This is a genomic window from Rubrimonas cliftonensis (assembly GCF_900107585.1).
Classification (GTDB): domain Bacteria; phylum Pseudomonadota; class Alphaproteobacteria; order Rhodobacterales; family Rhodobacteraceae; genus Rubrimonas; species Rubrimonas cliftonensis.
In genome coordinates this window covers 183,409-209,391 of the sequence record NZ_FNQM01000001.1, presented here as the reverse complement: position 1 = coordinate 209,391, position 25,983 = coordinate 183,409, and the positions used below count along the sequence as shown (strand labels likewise).

Genomic DNA, 25,983 nt, shown 5'->3' with positions numbered 1-25,983 from the left:
AGCAGAGCCATGAGCCTTTCCCGCCGCCTCGCCCTCGCCCTCGCGGCCTGCCTGGGCGCAGGCGCCGCCCTGGCCGCCGACGCCATGGTGGTGGACAGCTCCGCCGGCTTCCTGCGCGTGGAGACGGCGGCGGCGGGGCTGGAGCATCCGTGGTCGGTGGCCTTCCTCCCCGACGGCCGCCAGCTCGTCACCGAGCGGCCCGGCCGGATGCGGCTGATCTCGGCCGGCGTGGTCTCCGCCCCCCTGTCCGGCGTGCCCGAAGTCTACGCCTCCGGTCAGGGCGGGCTTTTCGACGTGGCGCTTGCGCGCGACTTCGAGACGTCGGGCCGGCTCTACTTCTCCTTCGCCGAGCCGCGCGACGGCGGCGCCGCGACGGCGGTCGCCCGGGCGCGGCTGGTGGAGGACCGGCTCGAGAACGTGAAGATCATCTTCCGCATGAACAAGCCGTCCCGGGGCGGTCGCCACTTCGGCGGACGCATCGTCGTGAACGCCGACGGCACGCTGTTCGTGACGACCGGCGACCGCGGCGAGGCATCGCGCGCGCAGGACCTGCGCGACCATGCCGGCAAGGTGCTGCGCCTCGCCCCCGACGGCTCGGCGCCAGGGGACAACCCGTTCCAGGGCCGCGCCGACGCGCTGCCGGAGATCTGGTCCTACGGCCACCGCAACCCGCAGGGCGCGGCGCTCGACGCGGAAGGCCGGCTCTGGACCGTCGAGCACGGCGCGGCGGGCGGCGACGAGGTGAACCAGCCGCAGGCGGGCCGCAACTACGGCTGGCCCGTCATCAGCTACGGCGCGCACTATTCCGGCGCCCCCATCGGCGAAGGCGTCGCGAAGGAGGGTATGGAGCAGCCCGCCTTCTACTGGGACCCCTCCATTGCGCCCTCCGGTCTGGCGATCTATGGGGGCGACCTCATCCCGCAATGGCGCGGCGCGCTGCTGGTGGGCGCGCTGAAGCGCCAGCTGCTCTCCCGTCTCGAAGTCGGCCCGCAGGGCGTCGGCGCAGAGGAACGCATTCTCGACGGCGACTTCGGGCGGATTCGCGACGTGCGCACGGGGCCGGACGGGGCCGTGTGGCTTCTCGCCGACGAAGCCGACGGCGCCCTGCTGCGGATGGCCCCGGCCGACTGAGATCCAGGTCGAGAGTCCGTGACATGTCACGCATCTGACATGTCACAGCGCAAAAAACTTCATGAAAAACAGGCGTCACAAGGCGCGGCCGATCGGCTATCGACTGGTTAACGAAATCTGCAAGCGTAGTGTCGCGCCGCGAATCCGGCGCCGCTGCGCGTTTGTTGACCAGCGTGTGACCGGTCGCCTGCCGCGACTGTACCCAGTCATGGAGATTGAACCCGATGGCGCCACTCGACATCAGCGTAAACCGCATCGCCCGATTTGAAACCGGGGTCTTCGATGGAGGCGGCAGCGAAGTCGTCGTCCACGACGGCGGACGCTTCTACTCGACCAACGCTGACGCCAACGCCATCGACATATACACCGTCGCGGACGGCAAGATCGGTTCGATCAGCCTCGCCGGCGTCCCGAACGGCGGCGGCGTCACGTCCGTCGCGGTGAAGGACGGCCTCATCGCGGCCGCAGTCGCGAACGCCGACAAGACGCAGAACGGCTTCGTGGCGCTGTTCGACGCCGCCGACACCAGCGCCCCCGCGGCGGTGCTTGAAGTCGGCGCGCTGCCCGACATGCTGACCTTCACGCCCGGCGGCCAGATCGTCGTCGCGCTCGAGGGCGAGCCGGCCGACGACGGGACCGACCCCTCAGGCGGCGTCGCGGTGATCACGCCCGACGCGTCAGACCTCGGCGCGTCGACCGTCGAGATCTTCGACTTCACCGCCTTCGACGGCCAGGAAGACGCGCTGCGCGCGGCCGGCGTCCGCATCCGCGAAGGCGCCGCCGCCTCGGTCGACTTCGAGCCCGAGTACATCACCGTCGACCCGCAGACCGGAAACCTGTTCGTCACCCTTCAGGAGAACAACGCCGTCGCCGTGTTCGACATGACGGCGAAGGCGTTCACCGCCATCCAGGCGCTCGGAACGGTCGACCATTCGATCGAGGGCCAGGGTATCGACCCCTCCGACCGCGACGACATCGTCGAGGTTCGCACGGTTCCCGTCCAGGGCATGCGGATGCCCGACGCCATCGCCGCCTTCGTCGTGGACGGCCAGAGTTACTACGCCACCGCCAACGAGGGCGACGGCCGCGAGTACGACTTCTACGAGGACGAGACCCGCGTCGAGGACATCGACCTCGATCCTTCCAGTTTTCAGGGCCTCGGCCAGTTGCAGTCCGACAACGGCATCGGCCGACTGACCGTCTCCGCGGTCGACGGCGACTTCGACGGCGACGGCGACTTCGACCAGCTCTTCAGCTTCGGCTCGCGCTCCTTCACCATCTTCGACGCCGACGGCAACGTCGTATTCGACAGCGGCGACGACTTCGAGCAGATCATCGCTCGGGACTTCCCCAACCGTTTCAACGTCAACAACGACGAGCCCTTCGACGTCGACACGCGCTCCGACGCCAAGGGCCCCGAGCCGGAGGCGATCGCCATCGCCCATGTGGACGGCCACACGCTCGCGCTGATCGGGCTTGAGCGCGTCAACGGCGTCATGGTCTACGATGTGACCGACCCCGTGAACGCGGTCTTCCTGACCTACATCGACACGGTGGTCGATGGCGACGGCTCCAACGACACGGCCAACCTCCTGCTGAGCGACCTCGGGCCGGAGACGATCGCCGTCGTCTCCTCCGATGAAAGCGAGAGCGGCCTCACGGAGATCGCCGTGGCTAACGAGATCAGCGGCTCCATTTCGGTGTATACGCTCGAGTTCGTCGCCCCGGCGCCGACCTTTGACCTCCAGGTCACCGAGATGTGGCCGGGCAACGACCCGGGCAACAACCTCACTTCCGACTGGTTCGAGGTGACGAACTTCGGCGACGCCGCGTGGACGGCCGCAGACGGCGCGCTCTACTTCGACGACGAGAGCGCCGACCGCAACGTGGCCGATCTCATGGAGGGCGTCGCCAGCATCGCCGCCGGAGAGAGCGCGATCTTCGTCGAGGGCGACGCCGGCGACGTCGCCGAGTTCCTTGAAGTCTGGGCCGGCGTGATCGACCCCGACGTCAAGGTCGGCTTCTACAACGGCGCCGGGCTCGGTCAGGGCGGCGACGCGGTGGCGCTGTTCATTGACGACGAGAACGACGGGCTGGACGCGGACGACGCGCTGCTCGACTTCGAGGCCTTCCCCGACGCGAACGACGACGGCGGCCAGTCCTACGAGGTCGAAGCCGGCGCCTTCTCCGTGGACGGCGTCAACGGCGCGGCGACCACCGCCGCCGTGAACAGCGCCAGCCAGCCCGCCGTTGGCTCGCCGGGCTTCGAGCAGTCGACCATCTTCACGCTGCAGCTGCTTCATGTCGCCGACCAAGAGGCGTCTACGCAGGCCGTGTTCGACGCCCCGCGCCTTTCCGCGGTTATGAACGCGCTCGAGGCGCAGGACGTCGGCGCCAACGCGACGCTGCGCCTGTCGTCCGGCGACGCGATCCTGCCGGGCCTGTTCTTCCAGGCCTCCGCGGCGGTCTTCGGCCAGGCCGGCGTCGCGGACATGATCATCCAGAACGAGCTCGACTGGGATGCGATCGCGTTCGGCAACCACGAGTTCGACTTCGGTTCGCCGTTCATCGCCGACCTGATCGACGGCACTTTCGACGTCGATCTCGACTCTGCGACGGCCGAGGAATTCCTGTCCTACGCCTTCCCGGGCGTGCCGGCCTATGAGGGAACGCTCTTCCCCTACCTCTCCGCCAATCTCGACTTCTCGACCGAGCCGAGCCTCGCGCCGCTGGAGGTCGCCGGCGGCGGCACGCCGATGGCGCGTACGGTCACGTCCTCCGTCGTCCTCGAGGAGGGCGGCGAACTGATCGGCGTCGTGGGCGCGACGACGCCGACCATCGACTTCATCTCCAGCCCCGGCCTGCTCGGCGTTCTGCCCGAGCAGTTCGACGGCGACCCCACCGCCGAACAGATCGACGCGCTCGCCGCGATCATCCAGGCCGAGGTCGACGCGCTGCTGGACGCCAACCCGTCCATGAACAAGGTGATCCTGCTGGCCCACATGCAGCAGATCGCCATCGAGCAGCAGCTCGCCGCACGGCTCGAAAACGTCGACATCATCGTGGCGGGCGGCTCCAACACCCGACTTTTCGACGAGAACGATCGGGCGCGCGACGGCGACAGCGTTCAGGGTGAGTACCCCATCGTCGTGGAGAACGCCGGCGGAACCGATACGCTCGTCGTCAACACCGACGGCTCCTACAAGTATGTGGGCCGCCTCGTGATCGACTTCGACGCCGCCGGCAACATCATCGCCGAAAGCTACGACAGCGCTGTTTCGGGCGCCTACGCGACCGACGCGCAGGGCGTGGCCGACCTCGGCGCGGAAGGCCTGATCGACCCGGAGATCCAGGCGGTCGCCGACCTGATCGGGGCCGAGATCCAGTCGAAGGAAAGCAACGTCTTCGGCGTCAGCGAGGTCTATCTCGCCGGCCTTCGTCCGGAGGTGCGCCAGGAGGAGACCAACCTCGGCAACCTCACCGCCGACGCCAACCTGGCGGAAGCCAAGAAGACCGACGCCACGGTTCTCGTGTCGATCAAGAACGGCGGCGGCATCCGCGACGACATCGGCCAGATCATCGTGCCGCCGAACAGCACCGAAGCCGTGCGCACGCCCAACGAGGAGATTCTCGACGCCGACGGCGCCGTGATCAAGCCGGCCGGCGGTATCAGCCAGAACGACATCGGCAACGCCCTGCGCTTCAACAACGACCTCTCACTCGTCACTCTCACCGGCGCGGAGCTTCGCGCGGTGCTGGAGCACGGCGTCGCCGCCTCGACCTATGACTTTAACGGCGGGACCAACCAGCAGGGCCGCTTCCCGCAGGTCGCCGGCGTGAGCTTCAGCTTCGACCCCGAACTCGCGCCGGGCGCGCGCATCGTGAACGCCGCGGTGCTGAACGAGGACGGCTCCGTGGCGATCGAGCTGGTCCGCGACCGCGAGACGGTGTCGCCGGATGCGAGCATCCGCGTCGTGACGCTGGGCTTCCTCGCAAGCGGCGGCGACGGCTATCCCTTCCCCGTGGGCGACGCGGTCGACCGGGTGGATCTGATCGAGGCTGGCGTACAGACGGGTCTCGCCACCTTCGCCGACGACGGCACCGAGCAGGACGCCCTCGCGGAGTATCTCGCCGCCAATTTCCTCGAAACGCCCTACGCGATCGCCGAAACCGAAATCGCGCTCGACACGCGCATCCAGAACCTCACCTTCCGTGCCGACTCGGTCTTCGATGATGTCGCGGAGTCCGGCGCCATTTATCTCACCGAGATCATCGAGGGCTCGTCCAACAACAAGGCCGTCGAGATCTACAATGACACCGGCGTGGATATCGATCTCGCGGCGGAGGGATACTCGCTCCAGTACTACTTCAACGGCAATTCCAGCGCCGGTCTGACGATCGCGCTGACGGGCAGCGTCGAAGACGGCCGGACCTACGTCGTGGCCCAGAGCAGCGCGGCCGCCGAAATCCTTGCCGTCGCCGACCAGACCCAGGGTTCCGGCTGGTTCAACGGCGATGACGTCATCACGCTCGTCAAGGATGGCGTGATCATCGACAGCTTCGGCCAGATCGGCGTCGATCCCGGCACCGAGTGGCCGGGCGGCGGCCAGGACGATACGCTGCGCCGCAAGGAAGGCGTCACCGAGGGCGATCCCGAGGCCTTCGACGCCTTCGACGCCTCGGTGGAGTGGGACGTGTTTCCCAACAACACGTTTGACGATCTCGGGGCCTATGGCCGCGACGCCGGCGACGATGGCGATGGCGATGGGGATGGCGACGCCGAACTCACCCTGATCTCCGCGATACAGGGCTCGGGCGACGCATCTCCGCTCGCCGGCCAGCGTGTGACGGTGCAGGCGGTGGTCACGGTCGTCAGCAACCAGCTCAACGGCTTCTTCCTTCAGGAAGAGGCGGCCGACAGCGACGGCGATGCGGCCACTTCCGAAGGCATCTTCGTCTTCACCGGCTCCGATCCGACCGTCTCGGTAGGCGACCTGCTCGAGTTCGATGCGAACGTCTCCGAGTTCTTCACCCTCACGCAGCTCAGCGGCCTCGGCCCGATCACGGTCATCGCCGAGGGCGCGGATCTCCCGCCGGCGGTGGAGTTCACCCTTCCGCTTCCCGACGCGACCGATCCGGCGGCCTTCTACGAGAGCCTCGAGGGCATGCTCGTGCGGGCGACGGCGGCGGAGGGCGAGACGCTGCGCGTAAGCGACGCCTTCACCAACTTCGGCGAAGTGGGCGTGACGGCGGGCGATCCCCTCGTGCAGCCGACCCAGGCGTTCGAGAGCTTCTCGCCCGAGGCCGAGGCGCTCGCCGCGGCCAATGAGCGGAACCTGCTCGTCTTCGAGAACCCGGTCGACGACAGCCTCACCAGCGCGCCGCGCGTCGGCGACGGCATCGTGGGCGGCGCCATCGAGGGCGCGATGAACTTCACCTTCGGCGAGTACAAGGTGGAGACCTCCGCACCGGTCGAGTTCGACGCCTCGGTGAACCCGAACCCGCGTCAGGATGCGCCCGACGACGTCGGCGGCCGCCTCAAGGTCGCATCGTTCAACGTCCTGAACTACTTCACGACCCTGGTTTCGGAGAACGGCGCCGCCCGGGGCGCGGAGACCGCGGCCGAGCTGACCGCCCAGACCGCCAAGATCGTCGCGGCGATCACGGCCATCGACGCCGACATCCTCGGCCTCATCGAGATCGAGAACGATCTCTCGGGCGTTCCGGATGAGGCGGTCTCGGCGCTGGTTGACGCGATCAATGCGGCCCTCGGGGCCGAGGTCTATGACTTCATCGCCACGGGCAAGGTCGGCGGCGACGCGATCAAGCAGGCGATCATCTTCAAGACCGAGACGGTCGCGCCGAAGGGCGACTTTGCGGTGCTCGAGGACGAGGCCTTCACCGCGCCCTTCACGCCCGGCTCCCCGCAGTCCCGCCCCGCCGTCGCGCAGAGCTTCGAGGAGGTCGGCACCGGCGAGGTGTTCACGGTGTCGGTCAATCACTTCAAGTCGAAGGGCTCGACCACGGGCGCGGTCGTCGACGGCGAGGCGGACGACAATCCCGTGGAGGGTTCGGCTGCGCTGACCCGCATCGCCGCCGCTCAGGAGCTTGCGGCGTGGCTCGCCACCGACCCGACCGGCTCGGGCGACGCCGACCACCTGACCATCGGCGACTTCAACGCCTATGCGATGGAGCGCGCGATCAAGGCGCTCGAAGCGGAAGGCTTCACCAACCTCGCGGCGGAAGACGCCATCTCCTACTACTTCAACGGTGAAGGCGGGACGCTGGACTACGCCTTCGCCAATGACAGCCTGCTCGACCAGGTGACCGGCTCGACGATCTGGAACATCAACAGCGTCGAGGCCTATTCGATCCAGTACAACGAGTCCGATTTCGCCGAGTTCGGCGACCTCGGCCCGTTCGCGTCGTCCGACCATGATCCGGTCATCATCGGTCTCAACTTGCAGAGCGTGGCGGAGCCGATCATCATTGTCGGCGAGACCGGCAGCGACCGTATCGTCGGCAGCGAGGCGGACGAGATCATCCGTCTCGGTGCAGGCCGCAGCGAGACTGCCGAAGGCGGCGGCGGCGAGGACGTCTTCCAGTTCTTCGCCGAGGACTTCGCCAACGGCCAGCGCGAGGTGAAGCGCCTGACGGTGGACGCCGACGATCTCATCGACCTCGGCGGCGCCGAGATCACCGGCGCCCGCGACGCCGGCGGCGACCGCCTCATCCTCACGATCGCCGGGGACGGCGACACGCTGATCGTCAGCGGGCTCGAGGACGACGGACAGATCGTCAACTTCACCAGTTCGGTCTTTGGCGATCTGCTGGTCGCCTGACCCGCGCCTGCGCTCCGGCCAGCCGGAGCGCGCCCCGCATCCAACGAAAGGCCCGGCGCATGCGCCGGGCCTTTTCACGTGTGGCCACGCCATCTTGCGGGATGGCCCGTTGCGGGTTTGATCACGCCGCCCAAACCGCTATGTGTCTCCACGCCGCAGGGGATGATGGAGAACGACGCTATGCTGGACATGCAGTCACGACGCGATGCGCCGGGCATGGGCCGTCTCACGCACGCCACGCCGGACCATCCGCCTGTCGCACCGGCGAAAGTCGGCGTTCTGCTGGTCAACCTCGGTACGCCCGACGGCACCGACTACTGGTCGATGCGGCGCTATCTCGGCGAGTTCCTGAGCGACAAGCGCGTGATCGACTACCCCTCATGGCTCTGGCAGCCGCTCCTGCAACTCGTGATCCTCACCAAGCGGCCGTTCTCGTCGGGCGAGGCCTATCGGGGCATCTGGAACAACGAGGCCGACGAGAGCCCGCTGCTCACCACCACGCGCAACCAGACCGAAAAGGTGCGGACGGCCTTCGCAAAGCTCTACGGCGACAGCGTGATGGTTGATTTCTGCATGCGCTACGGCAATCCCTCGACGGACGGCGCAATCCGGCGACTGAAGGACGAAGGCTGCGAGCGCATCGTCTTCTTCCCGCTCTATCCGCAGTACTCCGCGCCGACGACGGCCACAGCCAACGACCACGCCTTCCGGACGCTGATGAAGATGAACTGGCAGCCGGCGATCCGCACCGTGCCGCACTACGCCGACCATCCGCTCTATATCGAAGCGTTGGCGCAGTCGGTCGAGCGGGCCTATGCGAAGCTCGACCATCGCCCCGACGTGCTCGTGACGAGCTATCACGGCCTGCCGTTCCGCTACCTCAAGGAAGGCGACCCGTATCACTGCCTGTGCTGCAAGACGACGCGGCTGATGCGCGAGCGCCTCGGCTTCGACAAGGAGGAGGTGAAGGTCACCTTCCAGTCGCGCTTTGGCCCCGAGGAATGGCTCCAGCCCTACACGGTCGAGGAGGTCGCCCGCCTCGCCAAGGCCGGCAAGAAGCGCATCGCGATCATGGCGCCGGCCTTCTCGTCGGATTGCGTCGAGACGCTCGAGGAGATCAACGAGGAGATCAAGGAGAGCTTCGAGGAGGCCGGCGGCGAAAGCTTCACCTACATCCCCTGCCTCAACGACGACGCGACGCACATCGACATGATGGTGGCGATCCTGAAGAACGAGATGCAGGGCTGGGCGCCGGTGAAAGAGGCGGTCGTTTCAGGATAATCGAGCGGTCCCGCGAGAGAAATATGGGCGCATCGACGTTCCGCTTCAGCTTCACCGGATGACAGGTACAATGTTGGATTGTACCCTGTCCCGAGCGCTTGCTTGCCGGAAGGATGCTAGCCACGCCCGTATTGATCGCTGACTACAAGACAAAGCTCTGGGAAATGCCTGCTCCTGTTGTTCTCAACGAAGCGTTGAGCGACGAACGTGTGCATGTCCTGACCGCCTCGATCAACAAGTTCAACTCATGCTTCAAAGCCGGCTACGACTTCGTCATCTTCGAGGTGATGAAGCCTGAGAAGGCGCGAGCAAAGGGTTCCTGGATCAAGCTGGTCGAGACGGCGCACTTCCACTCCGATATCGGCCGTCAAGGCGGAGAACAGATCGTCAGCGTCAATCCGACTGACGCCGATGGCAGCCACAAGGAGCGAACGCCGTTCCACGAACTGTGCCATGCGCTCGGCATGGCTCACGAGCAGTATCACGTTCATTATCCACTCGAAAATCCCAAGGTAATCGACGCCTTGCTCAGCACCGGCCGGGGCGAAAGACCATTTACGCTCGAAAACATGGTCAAACATATTGAAGAGAACAAATTCGTGTCGCTCGGTCCGTGTGACTTCCAGTCGATCATGATGTACGGACGTTTCCGAAGTGCAGCAAGAGCGGTTGATCCAACCATCACAGAGCCAGAGACGTATTTGAGTGAAACCGACATTCGGGTTCTGAAAAACATCTATCAATGCAACGGACGCCCACTGCCTATAGGGCGGCCAAACCCGGTTGCGTGGTGCGAGGCGACGCGCAAGAACATCAAGGCGTGGTCCCTCGCAAAGAAGGCCCAGACGCTGACGACTTTCACTTCAACGAGCACGAAGGCTGACAAGCCGGGCGCGCGCGGGCGGAGCTTCAGCCAGTGAAAGGCGGCGCCGGAGGTTGTGCGCCGCACTCAGATCAGTACCGCGGTGACGGCAAGGAACACCTGACGCGCCGGCCCGGACGAGGCGTTCACCCTCACAAGGGGGTGACTTTGCGCCGGCGCACAGGGTAGCACCGGGGGCGTCCAACCCGGAGACCGCCATGATCGCCCGAGACGACGACGCAACCGAAGCCCTCGCCACGGCCGCAACGGCGGCGCTGCACGACGCGGCCAACGCCTTCGATGGGGCGGCTGCGCTGGCCCGGATGCTCGGCGCGCATCGAAGGGGCGCCCTCTGCGAAGTGGGCTTCTGGGCCCCTGAGCTGCTCGAGCGGCGTGTGCCGGACGGCGACGTGTTTCTGGAGGTGCTGACGCCGGAAGCCCCGCTGAGCCTAGTCACGTCGCGCCAGATGGCGCGCTTCCGTCGGACGCTCGCGCCGGTGGCGCGCGTCGAGGCGTTCTGTTTCACCGCGGTGGAGGGCATGACGCCGGGCACGCGCGAGACAGTAGGCTCGTTCTACGCGCTCGCCTGGCGGGACGCCGAAGGAGCGTGGCGGCGCATCCTCGACCCGCTGGCTGCCTCGCTGCCCTTCGGCGCATTCGCTCCGGCGGAGTATTACGACGTGGCCTCGATGCAGGCCACCCGCGGCGACCGAGCCTATTTCGCAGCCCTTCGCGACGCGTCGCCCGGCGGCGCCGACCCTGTGAAGCTTGGTCCCGCCGCGAACATCCTCCAGGTCCACGCGCCCACCGCCACCGCGGGAATGACGCTCGCGAGCCTTGCGCGCCACATCGACATGCTGGCGGACAGGGTGCGGCGCGGCGTCGAGCTTGCGCCCGCCGACCGCGTCTTTCTCGGCTATGAGGCGGTGCAGCTGCTGCCGGTCGAGCCGACGACGGTCTATGAGGCGGGCCCGGCCTTCTGGTCCGAGATCGAAAGCGGCGGCGACGACGCGCTGTCGGTCGACCTGCGCCGCCCCGACACGACCAACTGGGGCTACGACGTCGTCATCGCTGGCGCGGCGGCCGTGAACCCAGCCCTGCTGGAGACCGGACGCCCCGACGAACTGATCGACCTCGCCGTGGCGCTGCACAACTTTCCTGGTGCGCCGAAGCGTCTGATCTTCGACGTCGTGTTCGGGCACGCCGACAATCAGGGGCTCGACGCGCTCAACAGCCACTACTTCGCCGGCCCGAACATGTACGGCCAGAACATGAACTACCGTAACCCGGTGGTTCGCGCGATCATGCTGGAGATGCAGCGGCGCAAGGTCGACTACGGCGCGGACGGCGTGCGCGTCGACGGCGCGCAGGACTTCAAGTGGTGGGACAGCGACGCCCAGACCCTGCGCCACGACGACCACTATCTGCAGGCGATGGCCGACGTCGTGCAGGAGGTCGCCGGCGTCCGCTACCGGCCGTGGTTCATCTTCGAGGACGGCCGGCCCTGGCCGCAGGAGGATTGGGAGCTGAGTTCCTCCTACCGCGCCGTGATCGAGAACCAGCGCGACGACGACGTGTTCCAGTGGGGGCCGCTGACCTTCGCCCACAACACGCCGTTTCTCTATACTTTCTGGCTGTCGAAATGGTGGCGCATCCGGGAGATGCTCGACGTGGGCGAGAACTGGATCTCCGGTGTCGCGAACCATGACACGCTGCGCCGCGGCACCCAGATCAACCCCAAGCTCAACATCAACACGCGCCTCGGCGAGACGCGCATGGAGATCCTCGACAAGGCCTACGACAACGCCGCGGTGCAGATGCTCACCTACGCCGCGCTGCCGGGCGTGCCGATGGACTTTCTCAACGCCACCGCGCGCGCGTCCTGGGGCTTCATCCGCAACCAGGACGACCGCTGGGGCGTGAAGATCGTGGCCGAGGAGGCGATCTCGCTCAAATGGCAGGTCGACGAGTACAGCTACTCGCGCCCCGGCGCGTTTCGTCGGCTGAAGGATCTCGGGTTCGAGACCCGCGACCAGCTCGCGCGGTTCTTCGACTTCCTGCCGGCGCTGGTGGACGTCACGGGATACGATCTCGAGATCATCGCCAAGCTGCTCAACGACGTCGACCCGCCGCTGGAGGGGCCTTCGCCCTATGACACCACGCTCCTGAAGCGCGTCGCCCGCGCGTGGATGGACGACATGCACGACTACTGCAACGTGTCGGGCTACCTGGAGCACCTCGGCGAAGCGCAGACGGCGATGATGCTGTCACTGCGCGAGTTCCGGCTGGCGCGGCCATGGCTGAGGCGGAACTTGCGCGCCGGCGAGTACTTCGACTACCGCCGCCCGGTGCAGGGCGCCGTGGTCATCACCGGCTACCGGCGCAGCCCGGACGATCGCGAGGAAGTGCTGACCGTCGTCCACCTAGAGGGCGACAGCACGGGCGCCTTCGATCCTGCTCACCTGTGTCCGCCCGCGGTGGCCGGCGCCTCCGTCGACGCGTGGCGCGTTCGGCTGCGATCTCCCCAGATCGGCGCCGACTACGAGGGCGGGGAGCTTGTGCTGCACGACGGCATGGGCGTCGTGCTCACCAGGGGATGACGCGCCGGGCGTGCGGCGCCGGCTGTCAGGAACGGGGAGACGCGAGCCGCGCCTCCTCCAGCGCGATCGCATGGTCGATGAGCAGCCGCCAGATCGTCTCGTAGAGCGCGGCGTCGAGGCCCGCGCCCTCGGCCTTGGCGCGCACGCCGCGCACGACTTCCTCCACCCGCTCCGGAATGAGCGCCGGCAGGCCGTCACGCCGTTTCAGTTCGGCGGCGCGCTCGATGTGCTCGGTGCGCTCGGCGAAGAGCCGCATGAGCGCGGCGTCGATGGCGTCGATGCCTTCGCGAAGCTGGCTCATGTCCGCGCATTCGACGGGCGTGCGCTCGGCCGCGCGGCGCGGCCCCTCGTCGAGCGCGCGCACGGCGCCGCGCAGCGTCCGGACGTCCTGCTCGGTCAACGGGGCGCGGCGGAAGATGTTGTCGATGTGCCGGCGCATGGCGGGCGCCTTGTGGGGGGGGCGGAAATATCCGGCCCGAGCCAGCGCCTCGCTCAGATGGTCGAGCAGCATTGCGACCTTGCCGCCGGTCGCGAGGTCGGGCGTCGCGGGGGCGCGGACCACGTCTTCCGAATTGCGCCACTCGTAGGCCATCAGGAGCGTGGCCTGGGCGAGATTGATCGACGCGAAGGCGGGATTGGTGCGCACGGAGACGATGACGTTGGCCTGCACGATGTCATCCGTCTCAAGGCCGGTGCGCTCCGGCCCCATGAGGACCGCCACCTTCTGTCCGGCCGCGATCCTGCCCCGCATGTCGCGCACGGCCTCGGCCGGCTCCAGCACCGGCTTGGCGATGTCGCGCGGCCTCGCCGTGGTGGCGTAGACGCAGGCGCAGTCCGCGACGGCTTGCGCCGTGGACGTGAACACGCGCGCCTCGTCGAGCACGCCCGCGGCGCCGGACGCCATCGCCACCGCCTTCGGGTTGGGCCAGCCGTCCCGCGGCTCGACGAGACGGAGCCGCCGCAGGCCGAAATTCCACATCGCGCGCGCCGCCGCGCCGATGTTCTCGCCCAGTTGCGGCCGCACCAGCACGATGGCCGGCCCGTCCGGATCCCAGTGGGGGAGCTTGCTGCTGTCGGTTCCTGACATGCGCAGGCCGTTACCAACCTCTTGGCGCAGCGGCAAGCGGGCCCGCGACGCGGCGGCGTTCGGCGCAAAGCGCGCAAACGCCGCATTCGCCCGTCTTGCAGCGCAGGAGGCCGCGGCTTAGCGTCCGCCGCGCACGGCCTTGGGCCGCATGAGAGGGGCGCAGATGAGCAAGATCAAGGTGCAGAACCCGGTCGTTGAACTCGACGGGGATGAGATGACCCGGATCATCTGGGACTTCATCAAGAAGAAGCTGATCCTGCCCTACCTCGACATCGACCTGAAATACTACGATCTCGGGGTCGAGGCGCGGGATGCGACCGACGATCAGATCACCGTGGACGCCGCCAACGCCATCAAGCAGTACGGCGTCGGCGTGAAGTGCGCGACCATCACGCCCGACGAAGGCCGGGTCGAGGAATTCAAGCTCAAGCAGATGTGGCGGTCGCCCAACGGGACGATCCGAAACATTCTCGGCGGCGTGATCTTCCGCCAGCCGATCATCTGCCGGAACGTCCCCCGCCTCGTGCCGGGCTGGACCCAGCCCATCGTCGTCGGCCGCCACGCCTTCGGCGACCAGTATCGCGCCACCGACTTCAAGTTCCCCTGCGCCGGCAAGCTGACGATCAAGTTCGTCGGCGAGGACGGGACGACCATCGAGCGCGAGGTGTTCGACGCGCCCGGCTCCGGCGTCGCCATGGCGATGTACAACCTCGACCAGTCGATCATCGACTTCGCCCGCGCCTCGATGAACTACGGCCTCTCGCTGGGCTGGCCGGTCTATCTCAGCACCAAGAACACGATCCTGAAGCAGTATGACGGCCGCTTCATGGAACTGTTCCAGAAGGTCTATGACGAGGAATTCAAGGACAGGTTCGAGAAGGCGAAGATCACCTACGAGCACCGCCTGATCGACGACATGGTGGCCTGCGCGATGAAGTGGTCGGGCGGCTATGTCTGGGCCTGCAAGAACTACGACGGCGACGTGCAGTCCGACACCGTGGCGCAGGGCTTCGGCTCGCTCGGCCTCATGACCTCCGTGCTGATGACGCCGGACGGCAAGACCGTCGAGGCCGAGGCCGCCCATGGCACCGTCACCCGCCACTATCGCCAGCATCAGGCGGGCAAGGAGACCTCCACCAACTCCGTCGCGTCGATCTACGCCTGGACTGGCGGCCTCAAGCATCGCGCCAAGCTCGACGACAACCAGCCGCTGCTGACCTTCGCGCAGACGCTGGAGCGCATCGTCGTGGAGACGGTCGAGGCCGGCGACATGACCAAGGATCTGGCGCTGCTCGTCGGCCCCGACCAGAAATGGCTGACGACCATGGGCTTCCTCGAGAAGGTGGACGAGAACCTCAACAAGGCCCTGCCCGGCTGAGGCCCTGCGCCCGGCCTGCCACGACAAGTGGTTCGGCCGCCAGCCTGGCGGCCGTTCCCGTTTCAGGGGGGGTCGCCCGGCCTGCGCCGCGCTCCGCGCCGGGCGGCGCCCTTAGGCAACCCGAGAATACGGCGCCCGCCGCGCCCCGCCTTCCACCACCCGAAGCCGCGGGCGCGCGAAGCCGCCGAGCCGCCCCGAAACATAGTCCTCGATCTGCTCGCGGGTGATGCCGAGGTCCGCCAGCCGCTCGCGGTCGAGGCCGCGAAGCTCGGAGACGGCGCGGCGTCTCTCGCGCGCCTCGCGCAGCGCCATGATCGCGGCCCGCCACACGGAGCCGCCGACATCCGTCACATCAGACCAGTGAATTGCGTGAGACCGCATCAAACCGCCTCCTCCGGAAAGCGCATCGCTCCAGCTGTATAGACATGTAGATGTTACGACAGTTTTGCAACATTCGCTTTCGCCGCGTCGCGCATTGCCGTCATGCGCGGCGCCGCCTCCTTCGAAACGCGCCGCTTGCCCGCTTCGCAGCGGCGCGCTACGGCCCTCACGCCTGAAACCGGGAAGGAGAGGCGCGATGGCGCAGCCTGAAGCGATGGTCTTCGACATAGGCGACGTGCTCGTGAAATGGGATCCGGCGCCGCTCTATCGCCGGCTGATCCCCGACGACGCGGCGCGCGCGCACTTCTTCGCCGAGATCATGCCGCCGGAGGTCAACGCCGGCTTCGATCGCGGCGAACCGATGCCCGAGGGCGTGGAGCGCCATGCTGCGAAACATCCCGAACACGCCCACCTCATCCGGGCGTGGTGGACCAGCTGGCCGGAGACGATCGGCCCCGCCATCGACGGCTCCGTTGCGTGCCTGCGCGCGCTGAAGGCCAAGGGCGCGCCGGTCTATGGCCTCACGAATTTCGCCTCGGACACGCTCGCCATCGCGCGCGAGATGTTTCCCTTCCTGAACGAGTTCGACGTCTGCGTCGTTTCCGCCGAAGTGAAGGCCAACAAGCCGGAGCCCGAGATCTACGCGGCGCTGGAGGCGGCCGTTCCGCATGCGCCGGAGACGCTCTTCTTCACCGACGACAAGCCATACAACATCGCCGCCGCCGAGGCGCGCGGCTGGCGGGGCCACCACTTCACCGGGGCCGATGGCCTCCATGACGCGCTGATCGCCGCCGGTCTCCTGACGCGGGCCGAGATCGACGCCGCACTTGGGGAGATGCGCGCATGACGCAGACGATGAGGCAGGCCGCATGGGGCGTCGTCGCCATGGCGACGCTGGTCACGGCGTCGAACGTCCTCGTGCAGTATCCCGTGGGCGATTTTCTCACCTGGGGCGCCTTCACCTATCCCTTCGCCTTCCTCGTGACCGACCTGACGAACCGCCGGTTCGGCCCGGCGGCGGCGCGGCGGGTGGTGCTTGCGGGCTTCGCCGTCGCGGTGGCGCTGTCGGTGGCGCTCGCCTCTCCCCGCATCGCCATCGCCTCCGGGAGCGCCTTCCTGCTCGCCCAGCTGCTCGACGTGGCCGTTTTCGACCGGCTGCGCGCGGGGGCATGGTGGCGCGCGCCGCTCGCCTCGTCCATTCTCGGCTCGGCGCTCGACACGGCGGTTTTCTTCACGCTGGCGTTCTCGGCTCAGGCGGCGTTTCTCGGCCCGAACGAGCCCTGGGCGCTGGAGTCGGCGCCGCTGCTTGGCGTCGGCCCCGCCGCGCCGTTCTGGGTGAGCCTCGCGGTTGGTGATTTCTGCGTCAAACTGCTCATCGCATTGGCTGCTCTCGGCCCATACCGGGCTATTTCGCGGGGGTTATCGGTTCGGGCTTGAACAGGACGGCGAATGCGGCCACCTTCCACGCATCGGTTCAACAATGGAAAGGAGGTGGTCCAATGTCAGTGACTTCGCAGCGTCTGGCTTGGAATGCGCGTGTTTCGGTCGGGAAAGGGCAGCCTCTTTTCCGCATGTGACAGGCGTGGGCCCGGCCCGTTCCGGCCGGACGCATTGCAAGTTCACGGGGGCCGCGCGACAGCGCGGCCCTTTTTGGTTTATCGACCATGGCCGGCTTCGGCCCGGCCCCGAGACGGGCGATTGGGAGTTTCACCATGGACGCGGACTTCTGGCGCAAGCGCTGGGAAGCATGCGAGATCGGCTTCCACGAGGACGAGGCCAACGAGCTTCTGGTCGCGCATTGGGGCGCGCTCGGGACGGAGCCGGGCGATCGGGTGTTCGTGCCGCTTTGCGGCAAGACGCGCGACATCGCATGGCTTCTGTCGAGAGGCCACCGGGTTGCGGGCGCGGAGTTGAGCGAGATCGCCGTCCGCCAGCTGTTCGATGAACTCGGCTGCGCGCCTGAGACGGTCGTCGACGGATCGCTTGTCAAGTTCAGCGCCGAGAACGTCGAGATCTTCGTGGGCGACATCTTCGAGTTGACCGCAGAGCGGCTGGGCCCGGTCGAAGCCGTCTATGACCGGGCGGCGACCGTCGCCCTGCCCCACGACATGCGCACACGCTACGCCACGCATCTGCGAAGCCTGACGCAGCGCGCGCCGCAGTTCGTGATCTGCTTCGAATACGACCAGTCGGCGCTGGAAGGCCCGCCCTTCTCGGTCAACGAGGCGGAGATGGAGAGGCTGCACGCCGGCGACTACGCCCTGAGCAAGATCGCGGAGCGGCCGGTGGCCGGCGGGCTCAAGGGCCGCTGCCCCGCGAGCGAGGCGGCCTGGCTGCTGACCTGACCTTCGCCGACCGATGGTCGACGCCGGGCCGCGGCGCGGGAGCGCGGCGGCCCGGCGCGTTGCGAGCGCGTCAGAGCGCGCCGGCCGCCATCTCCTTCGCGATGTGATCGGCCTGGCGGATGGCGAGCGCCACGATCGTCAGGGTCGGGTTCTCCGCCCCGCCGGTGGTGAACTGGCTGCCGTCCGAGACGAACAGGTTATTCACCTCATGCGCGCGGCCGAAGCGGTTCACCACGCCGTCCTCGGCCCGCTCGCTCATGCGCAGGGTGCCGAGGTTGTGGGTGGAGGGATAGGGCGGCGTCGGGAAGGTGCGGGTGGCGCCGACCGCGTCGTAGATCGCCTTGCCCTGCCGGAAGGCGTGGTCGCGCATCGCGACGTCATTGGGATGGTCGCTGTAGTGCACGTTCGGCGTCGGCAGGCCGTACTGGTCAGGCGCGTCGGCGTTGAGGGTGATGCGGTTGCTCTCCTGCGGCATGTCCTCGCCGACGATCCACATGCCCGCCATGTTCTCGTAGCCGTCGAGGGCGGAGGCGAACTCGCGGCCCCAGCCGCCGGGGTCGAGGAACGCCGCCATGAAAGGCAGGCCGAGGCTGAGCGTCTCCATCTCGTAGCCGCCGACGAAGCCGCGCGAGGGGTCGTGCCGCGCCTCGTCCTGGATGATGCCGGCCATGGTGGTGCCGCGCCACATCTTCACCGGCCTGTCGAACACGCCATAGACCGAGGCGGTGAGGTGGCGCATGTAGTTGCGGCCCACCTGTCCCGACCCGTTGGCGAGCCCGTCGGGGAACATCGACGAGGCCGAGTTGAGCAGGAGCCGCGGGCTCTCGATGGAGTTGCCCGCCACGCACACCGCGCGCGCCGCCTGCCGCAGGCGCGCGCCGTTCGGTCCGGCATAGACCACGCCGGTCACCTTGCCGCTGGCGTCGTGCTCGATCTGCAGCGCCTGGGCGTTCTCGCGCACCTCAAGGTTGCCGGTCGCCTCGCCGCGCGGGATCTCGGTGTAGGCGGTGGACCACTTCGCGCCCCACTTGCAGCCCTGGAAGCAGAAGCCGGTCTGCTGGCAGGGCGGGCGCCCGTCGCGATCGACCGAGTTGATCGCCATGTTGCCGGTGTGGACCTCCTTGTAGCCGAGCGCCCTGGCGCCCTTCTCGAACACCTTGTAGTTGTTGCTGCCGGGCAGCGGCGGCAGGCCGTTGGTGTTGGTCACGCCCATCTTCTTCTCGGCGGCGTCGTACCACGGCGCCATCTCCTCCGCGTCGATGGGCCAGTCGATGAGGTTGGCGCCCTCGACCGCGCCGTAGCTGGTGCGCGCCTTCCACTCATGCGGCTGGAAGCGCAGCGACGCGCCCGCCCAATGCACGGTCGAGCCGCCGACGGCCTTGACGATCCACGCCGGCAGGCCGGGGAAATCCTTCGCCACGCGCCATGTGCCGGACGTGCTGCGCGAGTCGAGCCACGAAAGCTGCGAGAAGCTCGCCCACTCGTCGTTGACGTAGTCCTCGGGAAGATGCCGCCCGCCCGCCTCGAGCGCGACGACCTTGACGCCTTTCTGCGCGAGTTCGTTGGCGAGCGTGCCGCCGCCCGCGCCGGTGCCGATGATGACGACGACGCTTTCGTCGTTCAGGTCAAAAGGTGCAGACATTCTTCGACCCTCCCCTCACAGCCACGCGATGTCGTCGAAGCCGCGGTCGATGTAACCGCCCTGCGAAAACGACTCGCCTTCGTAGCCAAAGAGCGGCCACAGCTCCTTCTGGTTGTAGAGGCTCACCACGAGCCCGCCGCGCACGGTCTGGAAGAACGCGCCGTCCTCGATCTTCCGCAGAAGCGCGACGCGATCGGTCTCCCAGCCGACGGCGGCGTAGCCCGCCGCGCCCTCCGCCTCGGCGAGCGCGTCGAGGCCCGCCACGCCGCCTTCGATGAGCGCCTTGTGCGCGGGGTTCTCCGCGGCGGCGTCGTCATGGCCGCGGATGGCGACGGCGTAGAAGCGGTCCGCGACATGGTCGTGCGGATAGATGTCGCGCGCGATCTGCAGCAGGGTCGCCATGGCCTTGGGGTCGACGGCTTTCGTCTCCATCGCCCACGCGGCGTCCGGCGCGGCGATGAAGCCGGGTCCGGCGACGGCGACGGCGCCCACCGCCGCCGCCTGCGAGAGTAGGGCGCGACGCGATATCCCGCGGCGCTCGAGGGTCAGCATGACGTTTCCTCCTTGGTGTGTCGGCGCGCCCCGGTCTTGCGCCGGGCTGGCCGCTTCCTGGGTTGGGCCGCTCAGCGGTAGCGGCCGTGCTTCTCAAGAACTTCGATCTGGTATCCGTCGGGGTCGGCGACGAAGAAGAACTTCGCCAGCAGCGCGCCGTCGCGATGGAACTCCTTCACGTCGCGCGGATTGAAGCCCTCCGCCTTGAAACGCGCGTGCTCGGCGTCGACGTCGTCGACGGCGAAGGCGATGTGACCGTAGGCGTCGCCGTGCTCGTACGGCTCCGCACGCCCCTTGTTGACGGTCAGCTCCACTTCGAAATCCGCATCCGCGTTGCGCAGGTACACGAGGGTGAACGTCTCGAAATCGAAGCGGTCAGCGATCCTGAGCGCGAACGCCTGCTCGTAGAACGCGACGGACCGCGCCTCCTCGAGCACGCGGATCATCATGTGTATGGCCTTCGCCACCGGCGGCCTCCCCAAACTGTCAGAGTTGGAACAAGCCTAACCCCGCCCCGGCGACCGGGGTGGTAGCGGGATAATACGTCGCACGGCAGCGTCACTCCGCCGCGAGGGCCGCGCCTGCTTTGTGGCGCGGGCCGCGCGCCATGCGGCCCAGATGAACGAGGCAGGCGCAGCGCAGCAGCGACGTGAAGTTGCGCGCCTCGCCGTGCATCTCGATGACTTCGTCGTGGAGGCGCCCGATGAACTGCGGCGTCGTCAGCCCATCGGCGGCGGCGATGTCCTCCAGCGCGGCCCAGAATGCGCGTTCCAGCCGGATGCTGGTGCAATGGCCGTGCAGCCGGAGAGAACGGGTCTCGCTCTCGTAGTCTTCCGGATCCTGGCCTGCGAAAATTCGGCACATGGCGTCATCGCTCCCGTCGTCTGTTGTTTGAGGCGACGATCACGCGCGAAGCGTCAGGACGCAAGCGCCGCGCCTTTACGCCGGCTGACAAGCGCCCGCAAATGGGTTAACCGCTGCGGATGCGCCGTCCCCTGATCTATCCCCACCGCGAAGCCTATGTCGCCGCGCCCCGCAAGGCGGTGGCGCTGATCGGCATGTCGGGCGTCGGGAAGACGTCGATCGCGCAGATGCTGCGGGGCGCCGGCGACTGGTTCCACTACTCGGTCGATTACCGCATCGGCACCCGCTACATGGGCGAGAGGATCGTCGACGCGTTCAAGCGCGCCGCGATGCAGACCCCTCTGCTGCGCGAGTTGCTGATGAGCGACTCCATCTACATCGCGTCGAACATCACCTTCGAAAACCTCGCGCCGCTCAGCACCTATCTCGGCAAGCCTGGAGATACGGCGCGCGGCGGGCTGCCGTTCGAGGAATATGTCCGAAGACAGCGTCAGCATCGCGAGGCGGAGATCTCGGCGCTGCTCGACGCGCCGGAGTTCATCGAGAAGGCGCGCGAGATCTACGGCTATCACCATGTGATCTGCGACACCGGCGGTTCGATCTGCGAGGTGGTGGATCCGATGGATCCTACCGACCCGGTGCTCGTCCAGCTCTCGGAGGCGATGCTGCTGGTGCGCATCCGCGAGACCGACGCGATGGCTGAGGAGCTTGTGCGCCGTTTCATCGCTGCGCCCAAGCCCATGTATTACAACGAGGAGTTCCTTCGGCAGATCTGGCGGGAGTATCGCGGGCAAGGCGGTCTGGCCGAGACCGAGGTCGATCCAGACGCCTTCGCCCGCTGGGGTTTCCGCCGCATCGTCGAGCATCGGCGCCCGCTCTATGCGGCCATCGGCGACAACTGGGGCGTCACGGTCGACGCGGCGGACATCGCCCGCGTGCGCTCGGCGGAGGCTTTCGACGCCCTGATCGGGGATGCGGTCGCCGCGGCCGCCGAGCACGGCGCCGTGACGTCGTAAGCATCCCGGGAGCTTGATTCCCGCCGGTTTCGGCGGCAAGTGACCTGCCCGCGCCGAGAGAGCCAGCTCAGGGGGAGACGTGCTCCATGCCGATACGGATTCCGGAGAACCTTCCCGCGATCGACGTGCTGCGCGACGAGGGCGTGATGGTGATGGGCGCGGACGCCGCCGCGCGGCAGGACATCCGCCCGCTGCGCATCGCGCTGCTCAACCTCATGCCCAACAAGGTGCGGACCGAGACGCAGTTCGCCAGGCTGATCGGCGCCACGCCGCTGCAGATCGAGTTCACGCTGCTGCGCATGACGGAGCACAAGTCGCGCAACACGCCCTCGGAGCATCTGGAGGCGTTCTACACCACATTCGCTGAGGCGCATGAGCAGCGCTTCGACGGCCTGATCGTCACGGGTGCGCCGGTCGAGCGGATGCCGTTCGAGGAGGTCGGATACTGGGAGGAGCTGCGCTCGGTCTTCGACTGGACCCAGACCAACGTGCGCGAGACTTTCGCGATCTGCTGGGGCGCGCAGGCGATGCTGCACCACTTCCACGGCACGCCGAAGCGCGACCTGCCGAGAAAGGCGTTCGGGTGCTTCCGGCACCGCAATCTGGCCCCCGGAGCGCCGATTCTGCGCGGCGTCTCCGACGACATCGTGATCCCCGTCAGTCGTTGGACGGAAACGCGGGAGGCGGATCTTCCGGCCGGACTGCGCGTGCTGCTGACCTCGCCCGCCACCGGGCCGGCGCTGGTGGAGGAGCCGGGGCGCCACGCGCTCTACATGTTCAACCACATCGAATACGACACGACGTCTCTGGCCGAGGAGTTCATCCGCGATCAGGAGGCGGGAACCGAGATCGGACTGCCGGCGAATTACTTCCCCGGAGATGACCCGTCCCGCCAGCCGGAGAACCGCTGGCGCAGCCATGCGCATCTGCTGTTCGGAAACTGGATCAACGAACTCTACCAGCACACGCCGTTCGACTGGTGTTGACGGGCCTGTCCTCGCGCCGCGCGGAAGGCGGCTAAGGGCTGGCGCCGCCGGGCGCTGAAAGGGCGTCGCGTCGGTCGTTGAGAACAAGCGCATACAGACGCCGTGTGGGCGTCGATGAGCCCTCGCGCGCAACAACAGCCTTGAGCACATCGAATGTTCGCATGGGTCGACAAGCGCCCCCCAAACGCCCCCTATCTGCAACTCCGCCGCGCATCCGCCTTGCGGCGCCCGCCAACCTCCGACAACCTGTGGTTGGGCGTCCGTGAGGCGGCCCGAAGCGCCACTCCATGCGGCGGGGGCGGCGCGACAAAGATGCGCCGCGACCCGATGGAGGATCCCCATGCCAGCCAGAACTCTCCTGCTGTCCGCCGTCCTTGCGGGGGCGCACGCGCTCGCCGCCGCGGCGCAGGCCCTGCCGACCACCGATCCGGCCGCGGTCGGGATGTCGGTCGAGCGCCTCGCGCGCATCGACGCGGCCTTTCAGGCCGAGATCGACAAGGGCGCCCTGCCCGGCGCCGTGATCATGGTGGCGCGCGACGGGCAGCTCGCCCATGTCGCGGCGCTCGGCGCGCAGAACCCCGCCGGCAACGCGCCGATGGGCGAGGACGGCGTCTTCCGCATCTACTCCATGACCAAGCCGCTGGTCTCGGTCGCGGCGATGATCCTGATGGAGGAGGCGAAGCTGCAGCTCACGGACCCGGTCTCGAAGTTCCTGCCGGAGTTCGCCTCGACGCCCGTGAGCGTCGCCAGCGCGAACGTCTACGGGACCGTCTCCTACGCCACGGTTCCGGCTGCGCGGCAGATGACGGTGCAGGACCTGCTGCGCCACACCAGCGGGCTGGCCTATGGCGAGCTGACCGGCAACGCGGCGGTCAAGGCGGCCTACGCCGAGGGCGGGCTGTTCAACCCCGGCGGCATGGCGTTCGACGCGCGTTCGGTCGAGCCGGCGGCGCAGGTGGCGGCGCTGGCTAAGGCGCCGCTGGTCCACCAGCCGGGGACGGTATGGGAATACTCCCTCGCATCGGACCTGCTGGGGCGTGTGGTCGAGGCGGCTTCCGGCCAGCGGCTGGGCGATTTCCTTGAGGCGCGGGTGTTCGCGCCGCTTGGCATGGACGACACCGGCTTCTTCGTGGACGAGGACGAGGCGATGCGGCTGGTGGAGCCGGGCGTCGATCCGGCCACCGGCCAGCCCTATGCGATGATCGACGTGTCCCAGCAGCCCGCCAACGACAGCGGCGGCGCCGGCGCCGTCTCGACCGCCGGCGACTACCTGCGCTTCACGCAGATGCTGCTGAACGGCGGGGCGCTGGACGGGACGCGCATCCTCAGCCCCACCTCGGTGAAGCTGATGACGTCAGATCATCTCGGCGACCGCATCGCGCAGCCGGTCGAGCCGGGCGAGCTGCTGATGGGCGTGCCGGGCTACAGCTTCGGCCTGGGCTTCATGGTGCGCGAGCAGGATGGCGTGGCCGGCGTGCCGGGCTCGCAGGGCGAGTTCATGTGGGCGGGCTATGGCGGCACCTTCTTCTGGGCCGACCCCGAGGAGCGCATCGCCGCGGTGCTGATGACCCAGCAGCCCGGCGCCACGCGCGCCTACTACCGCCGCATGATCAAGCAGCTCGTGCATCAGGCCGTGGTGGACGAGACGCCCGCGATGGCGAACTGACCGGGCGCGACCCCGGGGGGCCGGGCGTCAGCGCCCGGCCCTGCCCCTTCAATAGCGGTTGGCGATCGGCAGATCCTCTGCGGGAAAGAGCGTGATCACCTCGCAGCCCTTGTCCGTCACGACCACCTCCTCCTCGATGCGCGCGGCGGAGTAGCCGTCGGCGGCGGGGCAGTAGGTCTCCAGCGCGAACACCATGCCGGTCCTGATCTCCTGCGGCTGGTCGAGCGAGCAGGCGCGCGAGATGATGGGCCGCTCGTGCAGCGCCAGCCCCAGCCCGTGGCCGAACTGGAGGCCGAAGGCTGAAAGCTCGTCGGGAAAGCCCAGTTCCTGCGCCGTCGGCCAGACCTTCGCCACCGTGTCGGTGCTGACGCCCGGCTTGATGAGCGAGATGGCGTGGTCGAGCCAGTCGCGGCACTTCACATAGGCGTCGTTCTGCGCCGGCGTGGCGCGGCCGATGTTGAAGGTGCGGTAGTAGCAGGTGCGATAGCCCTGATAGCTCTGCAGGATGTCGAAGAACGCCTGGTCGCCGGGGCGGAACATCCGGTCGGTGAAGTTGTGCGGATGCGGGTTGCAGCGCTCGCCGGAGATGGCGTTGATCGCCTCGACGTCGTCGGAGCCCATCTCGTAGAGCAGCTTGTTGGACATCGCGACGATGTCGCATTCGCGCACGCCCGGCTTAAGCTCCTCGTAGATCATGTGGTAGCAGCCGTCGACCATGGCGGCGGCCTGGTTGAGCAGCATGATCTCGTCCTGGTTCTTGATCTCGCGGGCGTCGAGCATGACCTGCTGGCCGTCGACGACCTTCAGGCCGGCCTCCTGCAGGGCGAAGAACATCGCCGTCTCGGCGTAGTCGACGCCCACCGGCATGTCGGCCATGCCGGCGTCGCGGATCAGCCCCGCGATCTCCTCGGCGTATTTCTTTATCAAGCCGAAGCTCGGCGGGATGGTGCCGCGCATCCCCACCACGCCGGCGCGGCAGTGCTCGGGGTTGAGCCAGTCGCAGTTGAGCTTGTGGTGGACGGCGGCGGAGCCGAAATCCCAAACGAACGGCTCGTCGTCGCCGGCCAGAAGCGCGAAGCGGCACATCTTGTCGCGCTCCCACTCGCCGATCTTGGTGGCGGTGACGTAGCGGATGTTGTTGACGTCGAAGAGCAGCAGGGAGCCGCACTGCGCGTTCCTCAGCGCCTCGCGCGCGCGGCTGAGGCGGTAGCGGCGCAGGCGGTCGTGGTCGACGCGGCGCTCGAAATCGACGGCGGTGTGGCCATGGCTCGGAATGTGCCGGTCCCAGCGCCAGTTTGGGTCGAGATCCTCGGGGCGGAGGATGCGGGGGTTCAGCGCGTCCATGGCGGT

The 25,983-nt window shown here is 67.7% G+C and carries 19 protein-coding genes; 12 read left to right on the top strand and 7 right to left on the bottom strand.

Going from position 1 to position 25,983, the window contains the following annotated elements:
* Positions 1-9: 9 nt before the first annotated feature.
* The 5 genes from BLW43_RS00930 to gghA all read left to right on the top strand — a co-directional run bounded on the left by BLW43_RS00930 (position 10) and on the right by gghA (position 12,716).
* A complete protein-coding gene (locus BLW43_RS00930; RefSeq protein WP_093247601.1) occupies positions 10-1,131 on the top strand; it encodes a PQQ-dependent sugar dehydrogenase in 1,122 nt (373 codons plus the stop codon).
* Positions 1,132-1,355: 224 nt separating this feature from the next.
* Positions 1,356-7,973, top strand: a complete 6,618-nt coding sequence (locus tag BLW43_RS00925) for an ExeM/NucH family extracellular endonuclease (RefSeq protein ID WP_139283945.1) — start codon at positions 1,356-1,358, stop codon at positions 7,971-7,973.
* A gap of 180 nt (positions 7,974-8,153) precedes the next feature.
* Entirely contained in the window at positions 8,154-9,254 is a 1,101-nt protein-coding gene (gene hemH, locus BLW43_RS00920; protein WP_093247600.1) for a ferrochelatase, read from the top strand.
* A 131-nt stretch (positions 9,255-9,385) separates the two neighbouring features.
* Positions 9,386-10,174, top strand: coding sequence for a M12 family metallopeptidase (locus BLW43_RS00915; RefSeq protein ID WP_175478700.1), 789 nt, complete (start codon positions 9,386-9,388; stop codon positions 10,172-10,174).
* A gap of 160 nt (positions 10,175-10,334) precedes the next feature.
* Positions 10,335-12,716, top strand: a complete 2,382-nt coding sequence (gene gghA / locus BLW43_RS00910) for a glucosylglycerol hydrolase (protein WP_093247598.1) — start codon at positions 10,335-10,337, stop codon at positions 12,714-12,716.
* 25 nt (positions 12,717-12,741) lie between these two features.
* Here gghA and BLW43_RS00905 read toward each other — a convergent pair whose 3' ends face one another.
* Positions 12,742-13,803 (bottom strand): TrmH family RNA methyltransferase, encoded by a 1,062-nt coding sequence (locus tag BLW43_RS00905; protein ID WP_139283943.1) that lies wholly within the window; start codon positions 13,801-13,803, stop codon positions 12,742-12,744.
* A 163-nt stretch (positions 13,804-13,966) separates the two neighbouring features.
* Here BLW43_RS00905 and BLW43_RS00900 point away from each other — a divergent pair, with 163 nt between their 5' ends.
* Positions 13,967-15,181, top strand: coding sequence for an NADP-dependent isocitrate dehydrogenase (locus BLW43_RS00900; RefSeq protein ID WP_093247597.1), 1,215 nt, complete (start codon positions 13,967-13,969; stop codon positions 15,179-15,181).
* 111 nt (positions 15,182-15,292) lie between these two features.
* On the opposite strand, the gene BLW43_RS23310 is transcribed toward BLW43_RS00900, so the two are convergent.
* A complete protein-coding gene (locus BLW43_RS23310) occupies positions 15,293-15,562 on the bottom strand; it encodes a YjiS-like domain-containing protein (RefSeq protein ID WP_175478699.1) in 270 nt (89 codons plus the stop codon).
* 196 nt (positions 15,563-15,758) lie between these two features.
* Between BLW43_RS23310 and BLW43_RS00890 the strand changes: the two genes are divergently transcribed.
* The 3 genes from BLW43_RS00890 (at position 15,759) to tmpT (ending at position 17,907) form a co-directional block, all read left to right on the top strand.
* Positions 15,759-16,409: an HAD-IA family hydrolase gene (locus BLW43_RS00890; protein WP_093247596.1), complete on the top strand. Its 651-nt coding sequence runs from the start codon at positions 15,759-15,761 to the stop codon at positions 16,407-16,409.
* Positions 16,406-16,999, top strand: a complete 594-nt coding sequence (locus BLW43_RS00885; RefSeq protein WP_093247595.1) for a VUT family protein — start codon at positions 16,406-16,408, stop codon at positions 16,997-16,999. Before BLW43_RS00890 ends, BLW43_RS00885 begins: the two co-directional genes overlap by 4 nt.
* 275 nt (positions 17,000-17,274) lie before the next feature.
* Positions 17,275-17,907, top strand: a complete 633-nt coding sequence (gene tmpT, locus BLW43_RS00880; protein ID WP_093247594.1) for a thiopurine S-methyltransferase — start codon at positions 17,275-17,277, stop codon at positions 17,905-17,907.
* Positions 17,908-17,977: 70 nt separating this feature from the next.
* Here tmpT and BLW43_RS00875 read toward each other — a convergent pair whose 3' ends face one another.
* From BLW43_RS00875 to BLW43_RS00860, 4 genes are all read right to left on the bottom strand, one after another.
* Positions 17,978-19,549: a GMC family oxidoreductase gene (locus tag BLW43_RS00875; protein ID WP_093247593.1), complete on the bottom strand. Its 1,572-nt coding sequence runs from the start codon at positions 19,547-19,549 to the stop codon at positions 17,978-17,980.
* Positions 19,550-19,564: 15 nt separating this feature from the next.
* Positions 19,565-20,101 (bottom strand): Twin-arginine translocation pathway signal, encoded by a 537-nt coding sequence (locus BLW43_RS00870; RefSeq protein WP_093247592.1) that lies wholly within the window; start codon positions 20,099-20,101, stop codon positions 19,565-19,567.
* 71 nt (positions 20,102-20,172) lie between these two features.
* Positions 20,173-20,568: a VOC family protein gene (locus BLW43_RS00865; protein ID WP_093247591.1), complete on the bottom strand. Its 396-nt coding sequence runs from the start codon at positions 20,566-20,568 to the stop codon at positions 20,173-20,175.
* A gap of 91 nt (positions 20,569-20,659) precedes the next feature.
* Complete coding sequence (locus BLW43_RS00860; protein WP_093247590.1) at positions 20,660-20,965, bottom strand: ribbon-helix-helix domain-containing protein; 306 nt, start codon at positions 20,963-20,965, stop codon at positions 20,660-20,662.
* Between the two features lie 119 nt (positions 20,966-21,084).
* Here BLW43_RS00860 and BLW43_RS00855 point away from each other — a divergent pair, with 119 nt between their 5' ends.
* The 3 genes from BLW43_RS00855 to BLW43_RS00845 all read left to right on the top strand — a co-directional run bounded on the left by BLW43_RS00855 (position 21,085) and on the right by BLW43_RS00845 (position 24,633).
* Positions 21,085-21,981 (top strand): ATPase, encoded by an 897-nt coding sequence (locus BLW43_RS00855; RefSeq protein WP_245730865.1) that lies wholly within the window; start codon positions 21,085-21,087, stop codon positions 21,979-21,981.
* Between the two features lie 86 nt (positions 21,982-22,067).
* The gene (locus tag BLW43_RS00850) at positions 22,068-22,967 is read left to right on the top strand and encodes a homoserine O-succinyltransferase (RefSeq protein ID WP_093247589.1); all 900 of its coding nucleotides are present in this window, start codon (positions 22,068-22,070) and stop codon (positions 22,965-22,967) included.
* A 340-nt stretch (positions 22,968-23,307) separates the two neighbouring features.
* A complete protein-coding gene (locus BLW43_RS00845; RefSeq protein WP_093247588.1) occupies positions 23,308-24,633 on the top strand; it encodes a serine hydrolase domain-containing protein in 1,326 nt (441 codons plus the stop codon).
* Positions 24,634-24,681: 48 nt separating this feature from the next.
* Here the strand turns inward: BLW43_RS00845 and BLW43_RS00840 are convergent, their stop codons facing one another.
* Positions 24,682-25,977, bottom strand: a complete 1,296-nt coding sequence (locus tag BLW43_RS00840; protein ID WP_093247587.1) for a M24 family metallopeptidase — start codon at positions 25,975-25,977, stop codon at positions 24,682-24,684.
* Positions 25,978-25,983: the final 6 nt, after the last annotated feature.

Bases quoted from the DNA above. Each gene is read 5' to 3' on its own strand.
- tmpT (WP_093247594.1), top strand. From the start codon at position 17,275: ATGGACGCGGACTTCTGGCGCAAGCGCTGGGAAGCATGCGAGATCGGC.
- BLW43_RS00890 (WP_093247596.1), top strand. From the start codon at position 15,759: ATGGCGCAGCCTGAAGCGATGGTCTTCGACATAGGCGACGTGCTCGTG.
- BLW43_RS00900 (WP_093247597.1), top strand. From the start codon at position 13,967: ATGAGCAAGATCAAGGTGCAGAACCCGGTCGTTGAACTCGACGGGGAT.
- BLW43_RS00905 (WP_139283943.1), bottom strand. From the start codon at position 13,803: ATGTCAGGAACCGACAGCAGCAAGCTCCCCCACTGGGATCCGGACGGG.
- BLW43_RS00855 (WP_245730865.1), top strand. From the start codon at position 21,085: ATGCGCCGTCCCCTGATCTATCCCCACCGCGAAGCCTATGTCGCCGCG.
- BLW43_RS00845 (WP_093247588.1), top strand. From the start codon at position 23,308: ATGCCAGCCAGAACTCTCCTGCTGTCCGCCGTCCTTGCGGGGGCGCAC.
- BLW43_RS00850 (WP_093247589.1), top strand. From the start codon at position 22,068: ATGCCGATACGGATTCCGGAGAACCTTCCCGCGATCGACGTGCTGCGC.
- BLW43_RS00885 (WP_093247595.1), top strand. From the start codon at position 16,406: ATGACGCAGACGATGAGGCAGGCCGCATGGGGCGTCGTCGCCATGGCG.
- BLW43_RS00860 (WP_093247590.1), bottom strand. From the start codon at position 20,965: ATGTGCCGAATTTTCGCAGGCCAGGATCCGGAAGACTACGAGAGCGAG.
- BLW43_RS00870 (WP_093247592.1), bottom strand. From the start codon at position 20,101: ATGCTGACCCTCGAGCGCCGCGGGATATCGCGTCGCGCCCTACTCTCG.
- BLW43_RS00925 (WP_139283945.1), top strand. From the start codon at position 1,356: ATGGCGCCACTCGACATCAGCGTAAACCGCATCGCCCGATTTGAAACC.
- BLW43_RS00930 (WP_093247601.1), top strand. From the start codon at position 10: ATGAGCCTTTCCCGCCGCCTCGCCCTCGCCCTCGCGGCCTGCCTGGGC.
- hemH (WP_093247600.1), top strand. From the start codon at position 8,154: ATGCTGGACATGCAGTCACGACGCGATGCGCCGGGCATGGGCCGTCTC.
- gghA (WP_093247598.1), top strand. From the start codon at position 10,335: ATGATCGCCCGAGACGACGACGCAACCGAAGCCCTCGCCACGGCCGCA.
- BLW43_RS00840 (WP_093247587.1), bottom strand. From the start codon at position 25,977: ATGGACGCGCTGAACCCCCGCATCCTCCGCCCCGAGGATCTCGACCCA.
- BLW43_RS00875 (WP_093247593.1), bottom strand. From the start codon at position 19,549: ATGTCTGCACCTTTTGACCTGAACGACGAAAGCGTCGTCGTCATCATC.
- BLW43_RS23310 (WP_175478699.1), bottom strand. From the start codon at position 15,562: ATGCGGTCTCACGCAATTCACTGGTCTGATGTGACGGATGTCGGCGGC.